This window comes from Oceanobacillus kimchii X50, assembly GCF_000340475.1.
Lineage (GTDB): Bacteria > Bacillota > Bacilli > Bacillales > Amphibacillaceae > Oceanobacillus > Oceanobacillus kimchii.
Genome location: NZ_CM001792.1, coordinates 2,749,737 through 2,764,098 on the forward strand (window position 1 = coordinate 2,749,737; position 14,362 = coordinate 2,764,098).

Sequence of the window (14,362 nt, forward strand, 5' to 3'; positions counted from 1 at the left end):
TCACCCCTTTAATTTTGTTCAATAGCAATTCCCATTTTATTTTTTGCCTGTTCATATTGTTGCTGTAGTTCATCTACTACTTGTTGAATTGACTGTACTTTCGTTGTTCCTGCGACACCTTGACCAGCCCCCCAGATGTCTTTCCATGCTCTTATTGATGGATCTCCGAGCTCAGAGAAATCTATCTTCTCTTTTTTTGGTAGTTTATTAGGGTCGAGCCCTGACTTAACTATACTAGGTATTAAATAGTTTGCTGGAATCCCACTAAATGCAGGAGTATAGAGTATATCTTTACTGGTTGCCTCAATCGTTGATTGACGATATTCTTCATTTGCTCCACTTTCTTCTGTTGCAATAAAGTGAGTACCTATATAAGCAAAATCAGCGCCTAATATTTGCGAAGCTAGCACCTGCTCTCCTTGTGAAATAGCTCCTGCTAAAGCAATCGGTCCATTAAAGAACGTCCGTACTTCTTGAATAAAAGCAAACGGATTTAACGTTCCACCATGACCACCTGCACCATTGGCAACAAGAATTAATCCGTCGCTTCCTTTTTCTAAGGCTTTTTTGGCAAATTTAAGATTGATTACATCAGAGAGTACCATTCCACCGTATGAATGAACAATTGAAACTACTGGAGATGGGTCACCTAACGATGTAATGACAATTGGAGGTTGATGTTTTTCTATCAACTTTAAATCCTCGTAAAACCGTTTATTCGATGAATGACTAATAAAATTAATCCCCCAAGGTGCTATCTTTTTATTCGGATTAACAGCTCTTTTCTCATCTAATTTTGTATTAATTTCTGTCATCCACTCATCCAAAATATCCGTAGTGCGGGCATTCAATGCTGGAAAAGTACCGATGATCCCCGCTTCACATCCACGAATCACCATATTCGGATTTGAAATTAAAAACATCGGTGCCATCATTACCGGTAATGTCATTTGATTATTAATATCTGTTAATTGCATAATTATTTCCCCTTTTTTCTATTTGAGTCAATTTCATAATTGGAATGATAATAATGTTCGGATTATAGCTATAACTTGGCTTTGATTGTAATGGAAGACGGCGACTCCTGCAGGAATAGCGCGAGTCGAAGATCCACTTGAAAAGTGTTCTTCTTTTCAAGTTAGCTGAGGCCGTGCCTGCGGAAAGCGTCCGTCTGTAATGAAAATCAAAACAGTGAACATTCGGATTTCACACAAAATATTTAATTATTAAATTGACTCATTATTTTTTACTCATCTTTTATAGATAAAGCCTCTTTCACTTGGTCTCTCAATGCCTTTTTCAGGAATTTACCAACTGAGGTTTTCGGAATTTCCTTCATAAATATCACTTCATCTGGCAACCAAAATTTCGCAAATTGAGGTTCTAAAAATTGTATTATATCCTCTTTTGTTAGTTGTGTTTTTTCTTTGCATACTACACATGCTACTGGACGCTCTTGCCATTTAGGATCTGGTATTGCTACTACGGCTGCTTCGAATATATCTTCATGTGCCATTAAAGCGTTTTCTAAATCGACAGAAGAAATCCATTCTCCTCCGCTTTTAATAAGATCTTTTGTACGATCTACAATTTTGATGGTACCTTCTTCATCCAACGTGACCACATCTCCTGTATGCAACCACCCATCATGAAATGCGTCTCCACTACGATTATCTTTATAATATTGATCAGCAATCCATGGACCTCTAATTAATAATTCACCCATATCTTCTCCATCTCGGGCAATGTCTCCATTTTCATTTATCGCTCTAATTTCAATCCCTGGTACGACCATGCCTTGTCTGGAACGTAATTCAAGCCGCTCTTCCCCGTCCATACTGTGTTGATAGCTTTTTAATCTAGATACGGTAACTAAAGGTGACGTCTCTGTCATCCCGTACGCATGCAAAAATGGTATATTGTACTTTGTTTCAAATGTTTTTATCATACCCTTTGGAGCTGCAGATCCCCCACAAAGAATGTTTCTTAAACTTTTCATCGAGTAATTTCCTGACTCTAATTCTTTTAACAACCCTAACCAAATCGTTGGAACTCCTGCAGTAGTTGTCACTTCATAGTCATCAATTAATTGGGCTAACACTTGTGGTGTTGGCATTGGACCTGGTAATACTTGTTTTGCTCCTAACCAAGTAGCTGCAAAGGGCATTCCCCAGGCGTTCACATGAAACATCGGTACCACAGGCATAGTTGTATCCATTTCTGATAATCCGACTGTATCTGTCATTCCTAAAGCCATACTGTGTAAATAAATACCACGATGTGTATACACAACACCTTTAGGTTTTCCGGTTGTTCCTGAGGTGTAACAAATTCCTGCTGGGTCTTCTTCGTTCAGTTCAGCAGTAAATTCATACTCCGTATTTGCTCTTTCTAATAGTGCTTCGTAGGAATAGACAGAACTTAAACTAGTTTCTGGAAGGCTTTCTCGATCTGTCATAACAATATAAGCTTCCACATGTTCTAATTGATCCTTCACTCTCTCAATCAACGGCAATAAATCTTCATCAACTAGAATCACTTTATCTTCAGCATGATTAATAATATATACGAGATCTTCTTGGGCTAATCTAATATTTATTGTGTGTAAAATTGCTCCCATACTCGGAACAGCAAAATATGCTTCAAGATGTCGATGGTGATTCCACGCAAATGTACCCACTTTATCACCTTTTTTAATACCAAGTGATTCTAAAGCATGGCCAAGGCGTTTCATACGTTGTATCGTTTCTTCATAAGTAAACGTCTGTACACCAGCTAACGTTCTTGATATCACTTCTTTCTTTGGAAAATATTTTTCCGTATGTTTAATCATCGATGCTAAAGTTAATTGTGTGTTCATCATAACAATCTACCCCTTCATTATTTTTTTAGATTGATGGAAACAACTGCATCAAAATGATTTATTTAATGGTTCTTGCTGGGTTTAATAGTTCTTCATTATGCTCACCAAGAGAGGGCGACTTAGATCGGATTTCTCCTGGGGTTTCTGACATCTTAATTGGGATTCCGATTTGTTTCATCCCTCCTTTATCAATAATCATCTCTCGGTGAGAAACATGTGGATCTACTACTAGTTCATCTAGGGTTTGTAATGCTGTAACACATGCTTCTTCCCCATCAAATAAAATCATCCATTCATCTAATGTTTTTTTCTTGATGATATTTTGGATAGATGTAATCATTTCACGTTGTATCTCAAGTGAAGCATGTAATTGTGATATATACTCATATTTACCTATAACTCTACAAAACGTTGACCAAAATTTATCTTCTAATCCTCCCATGGACAAATAGCGGCGATCTTTCGTCTCATATATTTGATAACATGCGTAACCACCGTAAAGCAGTGATTTCTCACGGTCCACCGACTGCCCGTGAAAGGTTGCAGGTAACAGCATATGCAGCCATGAAACCGCCCCATCTAACATGGAGACATCAATATACTGGCCTTCTCCAGTATTCTGACGATGAATATATGCCATTAAAATTCCGATTAATGCTGGATAAGCCCCCATTCCTATATCTGCAATTTGAACAGATGGTAATACTGGTTTTTTGCTGTTATCACTCATCATTTGAAGGATACCTGCCGTACTTAAGTAATTAATATCGTGTCCTGCTTTATCTTTATACGGTCCTGTTTGGCCATAACCAGTTAGAGAACAATAAATTAAACTAGGTTGATATTCTTTTAGTGTGTCGTAGTCAAGTCCAAGATTTTTCATTACTCCTGGACGAAAAGATTCTATTAAAATATCAGAACTAGTTAGTAATTCTAAAAAGCTTTGTTTATCCTCTTCATCTTTTAAATCTAGACAAACACTCTTTTTGTTTCTATTTATTGACTGAAAAAACACACTATCTTCATTTCCGTATTTAGGATCAAAATCACGTAGATAATCTCCACCATTTGGTTGTTCTATCTTAATTACCTCCGCTCCAAAATCCGCTAGCATCATCGAACAATAAGGACCAGGAAGTAGCCTCGTTAAATCTAATACTCTTATATTGGATAGCGGCATATTGTTCCTCCTCTTTACTATTCATCTAATCTTTCAATAATGGTTGCATTTGCCATCCCATGTCCTTCACACATAGTTTGAAGACCATATCTTCCACCTGTTCTTTCCAATGTATGTAACATGGTAGTCATTAATCGGGATCCACTAGCACCAAGTGGATGCCCTAAAGCAATTGCACCTCCATCTTGATTCAATTTCTTTGGATCTGCTCCCGTTTCTTTCAACCACATCAATGGTACAGAAGCAAATGCTTCATTCACTTCAAATACATCAATGTCATCTAACTTTAATTTTGCTTTTTCAAGCACCTTTTTTGTAGCTGGAACGGGACCAGTTAGCATTAATGTTGGATCTGATCCAATTACAGAGCGCGCAATAATTCGAAAGCGTGGTTTAAAACCCAGTTCTTCTGCCTTCTCTCGCGACATAATCAATAATCCAGCTGCACCATCACTAATTTGACTCGCATTTCCGGCAGTCACACTACCATTCTTCTCAAACGGCGACGATAACCCAGCTAATTTTTCCATCGAAGTATTTTCTCTTGGGCCTTCATCAGTATCAATAGTCACTTTTGTTCCATCAGATCTTGTAATTTCTACTGACATAATCTGATCGGAAAAATAACCGTTGTTTCTTGCTTCAATTGCTTTTTGATGACTTTCTAACGCAAATAAATCCATCTCTTCTCTGGAAATATTCCATTTCCTTGCAATTCTCGCTGCAGACAATCCTTGATTAATAATCTCGTAATTCGATGTCAACGATTTACTTAACTTTACTCCCTGTTGATTCGATCCCATAGGAACTCGCGACATACTTTCTATTCCAGCAGCGACAACTATATCCATGTCCCCACTTACAATTGCTTGTGCTGCAAAATGAATGGCTTGTTGACTCGAACCACATTGACGATCAATCGTAGTACCCGGAACTTCTATCGGGTATCCAGCGATTAAAGCTGCTTGCCTACCAATATCAAAGGCTTGTTCTCCACTTTGAGTGACACAACCCATAATGACATCTTCAATTAATCCTGAATCCAATCCAGTGCGAGTTATTAATTCTTTTAAAGGCATTGCTGCCAAATCCTCTGCTCTAATTTCACTAAGTGAACCGTTTCGCTTTCCAACAGGTGTACGAACCGCTTCTACTATTACTGCTTCACGCAAGCGAACTCCTCCTTTTAAATGATTTTGATTTCCTTTATCATAAGGGAAAAAGGAAGTTACTGGGACATAACAAAAAGATCTGATCAAAAGACGGATACGTAGCTTTTCGCACGCTATCACTTTTCTTGCCTAGCTTTAGCGTCCAGCAACTAGTAAACTTCACACCCTTCACTACGATAAAGAAGACTTGCAGAATGTTATGATGCTTAGTCGCACTTATACCCTTGTGGTGAAAGTCAATATCGATTCGCTTAAGCTCATCGTATTTCCTTTATCTCATTGCGAAGTGCTCCAGTTTATACGTTGCTTTTCGGACGCTATCACTTTTCTTACTTTGGTTGCATTCGGATGGCTCCGTCAAGTCGTATTACTTCCCCATTTAACATTGGATTTTCAATAATGCTTTGTGCGAGCTTCGCATACTCAATTGGTTTTCCTAAACGTGATGGAAAAGGTGTCATTTTCCCTAATTCTTCTTTTGCTTTCTCTGGTAACTTTTCAAATAACGGTGTTAAAAATAAACCAGGAGCAATGGTCATAACCCGAATACCATGGGTAGATAAATCTCTAGCAATCGGAAGCGTCATGCCTGCAACTCCTCCTTTTGAAGCACTGTATGCTGCCTGTCCAATTTGACCTTCAAACGCAGCTACAGAAGCAGTATTAATAATAACTCCTCGTTCTCCCTCTTCGTTTGGTTTATTTAGTGCCATTTTATCAGCAGCTAGTCGAATCACATTAAACGTACCGATTAGGTTAATTTCTATGACGTTTGAAAAATGTTGTAATGAATGAACACTTTTTTTCCCAATCGTTTTTTCTGCAATTGCAATACCAGCACAATTAACAACTGCATGAATGCCATTACCTTGTTCCACTACATTATCCAATGCTTTTTGAACACTAATTTCATCAGTTACATCGACTTGGTAATAACGAACACCATCTCCCAATTCTGTCGCTAAACGTTCTCCATTCTCTTTATTCAAATCAAAAATAGCTACTTTTCCGTTTTGATTTTTTAGTCGTCGTACGGTCGCTTCTCCCAGACCTGATGCACCGCCTGTAACAACTGTAGTCATTTGATTTATAATCACAGACATTCTCCTTTTCTGACTTGTTTTACTACAATATTTAATAGATATTCGGCCATTTGTTCTAGCATATCTTGCTTCTGTTTCTTACCCTCATTGTCATACCATTGCGTTAACCAATTCATTGCTCCTAGATAAATATTACGCGTGATTTTCGGATCTAATGCTTGAAATACGCCTTCTTCTATCCCAATTACTATTAATTGATCCAATAATTCCGTATAGTTTCGATGGAGTTGCAGAATAATTTCTAATTGTTGATGTGAAAAAAATTGCTCAGGTTTATGCATGAGTTCAAATCCATATTTATCTTCTAACAAATGGTCCATATGTGCGATCATTGCTTTTTTTAATTTTTCTCTTGGATGTAGTGGTTGATCGTGGATGTTTTTTAAGTTTTCAATGCTATTTTTAAGAAGTAGTTGATGGCTTTGAAATAATAAATCTTGTTTATCCTGAAAATAATAATATACAGTGCCCTTTGTAATTAAAAGCTTTGCAGCAATGTCTTCTATAGTGGTGCGATAGTAACCTTTTTCAGCAATAATTTGCATCGCTGAATGTATGATTTCTTTCTTTTTCTTCTCCGTTTTCTGTTCACGTAGAGACAAAAGATCCCTCCTTTTCTCTTCTACTTTTTTGAAATCGCTTTCATAATTACATTCTAGTAAGTATAATTTTGAATGTCAAGTATAATTTCTGAAAATTTAGTCATGAAGTTGTTATTCAGTCGAGGTATACTGACTGTTGTAAAGGATAAATTTTAGTAGTATATCTTTCTGTAAAAAAAAGCAGATAACTATCCGCCTATTCTCAATAAACGCTGTTATCTGCTTAATCGTTACCTATATTAAGTCGTAAGGACAACCATGATTTGAATATATGACATTACAACAATATAAAAGGCTAAGGCAAACCAACCATTAAAACGCAGGCCATTTTTAAAACCGCTAAGTCCGTTAGAACCACTTAATATAATGATCGGCATAATTACTGGGGACAGCATTATAGAAATTGAACTTCCCAAGGTTACTGCCAATACAATTAATTCAGGTGGGTATGGCAAATGTATTGATTGTAAAATCCCTGCAACGAGTACCATCACTGTTAATGGTCCAAGTCCAAAGAATCCTAAAATGATTACCATAATCGGCAATAAATATAAAACATTAATAAATGGTAGTACATTTTGGATAGAATAAATGCCATTCACTACATTTTCAGCAAACGAAGTATGGCCTAGTGATGCAATTAACATTCCCGCACCTAGCATTACACAAAGTTGATAAGACTTGCTTGCCATTTCATCTTTAATATAACTCGTTGCGATCTGCGTCAATTTATATACTCTACGTTTGATTACGTAATAACATACAATCCAAACTACAATCGTTAATGGAATTAGAACTAAAAGTTCTATTTCAACAAAAAAGCTCAGTATAAAAATCGAACCAAATAAGGTAATAAATAAAATAGCAAATTCACGTACTACTCGATTCATTTCTTTTTTATTTTTAGAATGATGCAGAACTTCATCGATTTCTTTTTGCAAACCTGCAGTGAAGTCTACTTGGTATCGTTTCTGTTCTTTCGTAGTAAATACAAGTGCTAACAGTGTACCGAATATAGCTACTGCAACCCCCTGTATAATAGCTGAACTTAAAGAAGCGTCCATAATTTCAACAACATAGGCAAACGATGGAATACTCAACACCCACATAACCGAAAGAGCAAACCCACGAAGTAATGCAGTTCCTTTAAAATATTCCCAAGCTTCTCCTTTTTCATCCTTTAAAATCATACTTACAAATTGATACATCATTGGAATCGCACCAAATAATAAGAAGTAAGCAATGATTTGAGTAAAGGAGACCATCCCAAGGTAGAACTTTCTGCTGGAATTTAACAACCGATGCCCGAAGCCGATAATTGATTCTAAAAATGCTTCTTCTCGTAATACCCAACTGACCATAGGAATTACTACCAACAAACCGATCATATTGCGCATTTGCTGAAGCCCTTCTCTAAGCCCATTTATGAGATTCATATCTGTAAAAAGAAAAATTACAATCCCTGTTACGAATAGCCCTAACGGCATTTTTAAATTTGAAGGCCCATAATAAAATGTAGCGAATAAAACAATCGCAAATCCACAAATCGCCATAATTAGCACTAAGCTATCTAACTCTTGGAAATACGTAAAGAAATGAAGGAGAGTGAAACCTATAATTCCTGTTGTTAAACCTGCTGTTACAAATCGATTACGCATATAATTAACTCCTATACAATTACTTTCTATATTTAACTATACACCCTTTGTCAAACCAAATTTCATGATATCGAGCTTCCGGGTATTTAAAAAGCATAGGAGGAATTTATTTGATTATAGGATTGTAAATCTGCGATGAATTGTCTATTCACTACTTTTTTGGATTTCTTGAGTTAGTTTGGTTGATAGACCGTGTCTATTCACCACTTTTTTGGATTTCTTGAGTTGTTTTGGTTGATAGACCATGTCTATTCACTACTTTTTTGGATTTCTCAAGTTATTTTGGTTGATAGACCATGTCTATTCACCACTTTTTTGGATATCTCGAGTTAGTTTGGTTGATAGACCGTGTCTATTCACTACTTTTTTGGATTTCTTGAGTTGTTTTGGTTGATAGACCGATTCACTACTTTTTTGGATTTCTAGAGTTGTTTTGGTTTTCCCCATTAACAGAAACTCTACGAATTGCAAAAGCTAATCATCCCTAAGCTGTGAATGATTAGCTTTCATTAATTCATCTTATTTTTTCACTCAATATTAAAAATTAAGAAATTGCTAAGTAACGTAAAAAGCTTTCTTGACTTTTATAGAGCCGCTGCGCTTGAGCCAAAGAAATTAATTCAAAGGTAAATGTAGCTCCACTCATTCTTTGAATAACCTGTGGTAAATCGACAGAGATCACTGTGGCTATACGGGCATAGCCTCCGGTGGTTTGCCGATCAGCTAATAAAATGATTGGTTGCCCATTTGCTGGAACTTGGATAGTACCTGGCAATATGGCATCTGAAATAATATCCGCACTGTTTTCACAAATATGTGAAATGGACTCTCCTTCTAAACGATATCCCATTCGATCTGATTGTGAAGACATTTTATATGTAGAAGCAAAAAAAGTATCGTACGTAGTTGAGGAGAAAAGTTGCTGATCCGGCCCTTTAATTACTCGAATCGGTCGTTCATTGTCGTAATCGGGAATATCATTATATTTTAATTGTCTACCAGAACGAGCATTTACCCCATAACTATCATGATTCTTAAGAATATCTCCTTTTTGCAGATATCGACCATGAAATCCACCCAATCCAGCCTTTACAAAAGTAGATTTACTTCCCATTACTGTTGGGACGTCAATTCCTCCTGCTACAGCTAAATAAGCATAGCTCCCTTTTACAGGTTGTCCAAAAGTAAGAACTTGTCCTTTACGAGCTTTGTAAGAACGCCACGGATAAATCGGTTGATTATCTAACTTTGCAGATAAATCCGCTCCACCAATTGCGAAAATAATATCTTCTAGAATTTTAATTTTTGGTCCCATAATTACGATTTCTAAGCCAGCTTCCGTTCTTTCATTTCCAACTAGTACATTGGCAACTTGAAGCGCGAAAGCATCCATCGCTCCTGATACAACCACTCCATACTGCTGATATCCAGTTCTCCCAAGGTCTTGTACTGAAGTAGCTAATCCAGGCTTTATCACTTCGAAACATTTAACCATGATGCTTTCCTACTTTTTTAATAGATATACCTTGGTTTTTTAGTTCGCGTGATAACTGTCTAGAGAACTCCAATGATTTTGGACCATCACCGTGTACACATATTGTATCAGCAATTATACTAACATCTGTTCCATCAACTGCTTCAACTTTATTTTCTTTTATCATTCGTATCACTCGTTTTACGGCTTCCTCCGTCTCGTGGATCATCGCATTCGTTGACGTACGAGGAGTTAGGCTTCCATCTGGCTGATAAGTTCGATCAGCAAAAACTTCATTTGCAACATGAAGTCCAACCTCTTTTCCCATTCGAATCAATTCTGAATTAGCAAGTCCGAATAAAATTAAATTCGAATTATAATCATATACTGCTTGTGCAATAGCTTTAGCAATTGCTGCATCTTTTACTGCCATATTATATAGAGCTCCATGAGGTTTGACATGGTGAAGTTTATATCCTTTTACCTGCGCAAAAGCTTGTACTGCTCCAATTTGATAGATCGTTAGTTGATAGACTTCTTCTGGTGAAATTTGCATTGGTCTTCTGCCAAATCCGATCAAGTCTTGTAATCCTGGGTGTGCACCAATTGCTACGTCATTGTCAATCGCCATCTCAACTGTGCGGTGAATAATATTATGATCCCCAGCATGATACCCACATGCGATGTTGGCTGAAGTAATGAATTCCATTACTTCTTCATCTCGTCCAATTGTATAAGCACCATAACTTTCACCGATGTCACTGTTTAAGTCTACTTGATATTGCATCGTCATTTCCCCTTAAGATTTAAGTCTCTATCGTAGGATGAAAACTTCCTGTCTCCACCTTTTTTGTAATTTCGTCGAATTCTTTACGGTCAATTGGTATAAAACGAATATAATCTCCTGCTTTTAATAATATAGGAGGTGCATCCTCCGGATTATATAAAGAAATTGGAGTCTGACCAATAATTCTCCAACCACCTGGTGACTCCAATGGATATATTCCTGTTTGCTCTCCTGCTATTCCAACACTACCTGCTGGAATACTTCTCCTTGGTTTTTCTAAACGCGGAGTAGCAATTTTCTCTGACATTCCTCCCAAATACGGAAAACCAGGTATAAATCCCATCATATAAATAAGATAATCGGAATTAGCATGAAGTGACACTACTTCTTCTGTAGTTATTCCATGGTATTGTGCCACTTCATTTAAATCCGGTCCTTTCTTCCCTCCATAATAAACAGGAATATGAACTACGCGAACTGGAGAAATATCTGCATTATTCATTTTTTCTCTTACATTTAAAATTTTTTCCTCCAATGACTCATAAACAAATTCAAACGGATCATACCAAATCGTTACTGCTGTATAGGTAGGAATCCATTCAAGTACGCCTTTGATATGCGATTTTTCTAAAACAGAGCAAAAATCTCGTATCTCGTTATTGACTGCTTTATGAATAGACTTCCCAAATTGAACTCTTACTCCTCTATCCCCATAGGGTTGAACCTCAAACATCTTGAACCAACCACTTTCTATGAATTTTACATATTAAATAGTTGTGGGATTTGTGTGATTAAAGTTTGGATTCCTAAATAAGTAGTTAGGATAACTACAATAGCACCAAAGACAGTTAACCAAACTGGATGTTTATATGTTCCCACGATTGATTTTTTATGTGCTGCAAATAGAATGGAACCTAATGTTAATGGTAAAATTAAGCCATTTACTGCACCTGCTAGTACTAATAATAAAGCAGCATCTCCTATGAACACAAATACAACGGTTGAGAAAACGATAAAACCAATTATCCAATAACGGTAGTGTTCATCAATTTTTTTATGAAACGTTCGTAAGAATGAAACAGACGTGTAGGCTGCACCAATCACAGAGGTGATACCTGCTACCCATAGTGCTAATCCAAATAATCGTAATCCTATTTCACCTGCGGCATGTTGGAATACAGATGCAGCAGGATTCACTGGATCGAGTCGTAAACCAGCAGAAACTACTCCAAGAACTGCTAAAAACAGCAGAATCCGAATTATGGAAGCTACAAGGATCCCCATAACCGATGTTCGTGTTACTTCAGGTATACTCTCTTTACCAGATATCCCTGCATCGAGTAACCGATGTCCACCTGAGAATGTAATATAACCACCGACAGTTCCACCAACAACGGTAATAATTGCATAGACATCTAACTCAAGCGGTATAAATGAGCGATGAATTGCTTCACCTACTGGTGGTTGACTGACAATCATCACGTAAGCAATCAGCAAAATTAATAATCCACCAAGCCATTTAACAATTTGGTCCATTGCTGCACCGGCTTCTCTAGATAAAAATACAAAAATTGCAATACCTGCTGTTATAATCGCTCCGAGTCTAGGATCAATGCCTAACAATGCATTGGTTCCTAAACCAGCTCCACCAATATTACCGATATTAAATGCTAAACCACCGATAACGACAAAGATGGCTACGACAAATCCTAAACCTGGTAATACTTCATTGGCAATTTCTTGTCCCCGCTTTTTAGAGACTGCAATTATTCTCCATACGTTTAATTGTGCCCCTATATCTAAAATGATTGACGCTAAAATAACAAACCCGAAACTAGCTAACAATGTTTCCGTAAAAATGGCAGTTTGTGTCAAAAAACCTGGTCCAACAGCTGAAGTTGCCATTAGAAAGGCTGCGCCAATCAAGGAATTTCTTCTATTCTTTTTTTCTTCCTTTGACATCAATTGAGAATTTTTTTCCATGATGTCCACTCTCCTTCCAATACAATTAATTTACAGCAATTAGTTTCTCCGATTTAACCTAATTTATTTGATAATTTCTAAAAAATGGAAGGTGGCTGGAAAATTTCAACTCATTATATCACAGGATGTTTTTTATGACACCCCGAAATTTAAATTTAAAAAAGATTATTTTGTGCATTATTTCTGATATTTTTTCCTTACTATTCACAGCTTATACTTGTCAGTTTGAGTTAACTTTGTAACTAAACTTGTTATTCTACACTCTTCGGATTATTTTTTATTTTCAGTACTTCTCTTCATCTCATTGCAATTTTTTAGTATCTTCCCAAATAAAAAAAGCATCGTTAACGATTCGTCGCTAAAACGATGCTTCAAACATTTTATTCTTTAAACTCTAACATTTTCTGTTTGAGTTCTTCTTCCATTCCCATTAATTCTTTTTCTGCTTCTGTTCTTTTCTTACGTCCTTCAGATTGAATTTGCAACGTTTCCTCAATCGTTGACATTAATTTTTCTTGTGTTTGTTTTAATGTATCTAAGTCGATAATTCCTCGTTCGTTTTCTTTCGTAGTTTCTACTGCATTTTCATTTAATAGTTCAGCATTTTTTAATAATAAATCATTCGTTGTTTTCGACACTTGCTTTTGTGCTTCCATAGCATGACGTTGACGTAATAATGTCAGCGCTATAGCAACCTGATTTTTCCATAAAGGAATTGCAGTGAGTACGGATGATTGAATTTTTTCTACTAATGCTTGATTTGTATTTTGAATCAAGCGAATCTGAGGTGCACTTTGCATCGTTATTTGCCTACTTAGTCGTAAATCATGGGTTCGTTTTTGCAGGCGATCTGCAAATTGCCTCATATCATTTACTTCTTGTACATCCATTTGATTTTGACTTTGATCAGCTTTGCTACGCAACGAAGGAAGAAGTTCTTGTTCGATTTCTTCTTGCTTTAATTCTCCAGCTGCAATATAGATATTTAGTGCATCATAATAATCCCTATTTTTTTGAAATAGTTTATCTAACATCTCATTATCTGATGTTAAAATATCTTTGTTACGTTCTAAACGTACACTTATTCGATCTATCTGTGCACTTGTTTTTTGATAACGAGATATTACTTCATTTACTGACTTAGAAAATTTCCCTAAGACCTTGGCGATAATCCCCTTCTTTTCTTGCTGTAATTCACTTGGATCTACTTGCTCTAGCCTTTTCATTAAATTTTCTAAAATAGACCCTACTTGACTTATATCTTTTTCTTGAACATGCTCTAACATTTCATGTGAAAACTGAATCAGCTTTGATTGAGCTTCGGTTCCAAACTGAACGAGCGCTTGATGATTGTTTGTATCTATTTGAGCAGCTAAGTGTTCTGCTTTTTTTCTGTTCTCCTCCGGCAACTGATCTACCAGTCTTTTGTTTTGATTTGGAGATTTATCTATTTCATTATTAGATGCCTTTGATTCTCCAAATGGATTATTTAATAATTCATCCATCGCATCTTGTCCATTTGTTTGAGCTGTCATAAGTG

The 14,362-nt window shown here is 36.5% G+C and carries 13 protein-coding genes; all 13 read right to left on the reverse strand.

The window, feature by feature from the left end; all coding sequences use genetic code 11:
• Positions 1–8: 8 nt before the first annotated feature.
• Positions 9–977 (reverse strand): NAD(P)H-dependent flavin oxidoreductase, encoded by a 969-nt coding sequence (locus C794_RS14365; RefSeq protein WP_017797846.1) that lies wholly within the window; start codon positions 975–977, stop codon positions 9–11.
• Positions 978–1,246: 269 nt separating this feature from the next.
• Positions 1,247–2,863, reverse strand: coding sequence for a long-chain fatty acid--CoA ligase (locus tag C794_RS14370; RefSeq protein WP_017797847.1), 1,617 nt, complete (start codon positions 2,861–2,863; stop codon positions 1,247–1,249).
• 58 nt (positions 2,864–2,921) lie between these two features.
• On the reverse strand, positions 2,922–4,043 hold the full coding sequence (locus C794_RS14375; protein WP_017797848.1) for a CaiB/BaiF CoA transferase family protein: 1,122 nt from the start codon (positions 4,041–4,043) through the stop codon (positions 2,922–2,924).
• Between the two features lie 17 nt (positions 4,044–4,060).
• The gene (locus tag C794_RS14380; RefSeq protein WP_017797849.1) at positions 4,061–5,215 is read right to left on the reverse strand and encodes a thiolase family protein; all 1,155 of its coding nucleotides are present in this window, start codon (positions 5,213–5,215) and stop codon (positions 4,061–4,063) included.
• Between the two features lie 329 nt (positions 5,216–5,544).
• Positions 5,545–6,312 (reverse strand): 3-hydroxyacyl-CoA dehydrogenase, encoded by a 768-nt coding sequence (locus C794_RS14385; protein WP_017797850.1) that lies wholly within the window; start codon positions 6,310–6,312, stop codon positions 5,545–5,547.
• On the reverse strand, positions 6,309–6,920 hold the full coding sequence (locus tag C794_RS14390) for a TetR/AcrR family transcriptional regulator (RefSeq protein ID WP_017797851.1): 612 nt from the start codon (positions 6,918–6,920) through the stop codon (positions 6,309–6,311). Before C794_RS14390 ends, C794_RS14385 begins: the two co-directional genes overlap by 4 nt.
• A 239-nt stretch (positions 6,921–7,159) precedes the next feature.
• Positions 7,160–8,578 carry a hypothetical protein gene (locus C794_RS14395; RefSeq protein WP_017797852.1) on the reverse strand — a complete coding sequence of 473 codons (1,419 nt, stop codon included), beginning with the start codon at positions 8,576–8,578 and terminating at the stop codon, positions 7,160–7,162.
• Between the two features lie 300 nt (positions 8,579–8,878).
• On the reverse strand, positions 8,879–9,049 hold the full coding sequence (locus C794_RS20730; RefSeq protein WP_017797853.1) for a hypothetical protein: 171 nt from the start codon (positions 9,047–9,049) through the stop codon (positions 8,879–8,881).
• Between the two features lie 73 nt (positions 9,050–9,122).
• Positions 9,123–10,073, reverse strand: a complete 951-nt coding sequence (locus C794_RS14405) for a 5-oxoprolinase subunit C family protein (RefSeq protein WP_017797854.1) — start codon at positions 10,071–10,073, stop codon at positions 9,123–9,125.
• A complete protein-coding gene (locus tag C794_RS14410) occupies positions 10,066–10,839 on the reverse strand; it encodes a LamB/YcsF family protein (protein ID WP_017797855.1) in 774 nt (257 codons plus the stop codon). The genes C794_RS14405 and C794_RS14410 overlap by 8 nt, the downstream gene beginning before the upstream one ends.
• Positions 10,840–10,858: 19 nt before the next feature.
• The gene (gene pxpB, locus C794_RS14415) at positions 10,859–11,572 is read right to left on the reverse strand and encodes a 5-oxoprolinase subunit PxpB (protein ID WP_017797856.1); all 714 of its coding nucleotides are present in this window, start codon (positions 11,570–11,572) and stop codon (positions 10,859–10,861) included.
• A gap of 26 nt (positions 11,573–11,598) precedes the next feature.
• Positions 11,599–12,822, reverse strand: coding sequence for an NRAMP family divalent metal transporter (locus C794_RS14420; protein ID WP_017797857.1), 1,224 nt, complete (start codon positions 12,820–12,822; stop codon positions 11,599–11,601).
• A gap of 380 nt (positions 12,823–13,202) precedes the next feature.
• Entirely contained in the window at positions 13,203–14,357 is a 1,155-nt protein-coding gene (locus C794_RS14425) for a toxic anion resistance protein (protein WP_017797858.1), read from the reverse strand.
• Between the last annotated feature and the right edge of the window lie 5 nt (positions 14,358–14,362).

Excerpts from the sequence above, each read along its gene's own strand:
- C794_RS14365 (WP_017797846.1), bottom strand. The coding sequence starts at position 977 with ATGCAATTAACAGATATTAATAATCAAATGACATTACCGGTAATGATG.
- C794_RS14375 (WP_017797848.1), bottom strand. The coding sequence starts at position 4,043 with ATGCCGCTATCCAATATAAGAGTATTAGATTTAACGAGGCTACTTCCT.
- C794_RS14395 (WP_017797852.1), bottom strand. The coding sequence starts at position 8,578 with ATGCGTAATCGATTTGTAACAGCAGGTTTAACAACAGGAATTATAGGT.
- C794_RS14425 (WP_017797858.1), bottom strand. The coding sequence starts at position 14,357 with ATGACAGCTCAAACAAATGGACAAGATGCGATGGATGAATTATTAAAT.
- C794_RS14410 (WP_017797855.1), bottom strand. The coding sequence starts at position 10,839 with ATGCAATATCAAGTAGACTTAAACAGTGACATCGGTGAAAGTTATGGT.
- C794_RS14405 (WP_017797854.1), bottom strand. The coding sequence starts at position 10,073 with ATGGTTAAATGTTTCGAAGTGATAAAGCCTGGATTAGCTACTTCAGTA.
- pxpB (WP_017797856.1), bottom strand. The coding sequence starts at position 11,572 with ATGTTTGAGGTTCAACCCTATGGGGATAGAGGAGTAAGAGTTCAATTT.
- C794_RS14370 (WP_017797847.1), bottom strand. The coding sequence starts at position 2,863 with ATGATGAACACACAATTAACTTTAGCATCGATGATTAAACATACGGAA.
- C794_RS14420 (WP_017797857.1), bottom strand. The coding sequence starts at position 12,822 with ATGGAAAAAAATTCTCAATTGATGTCAAAGGAAGAAAAAAAGAATAGA.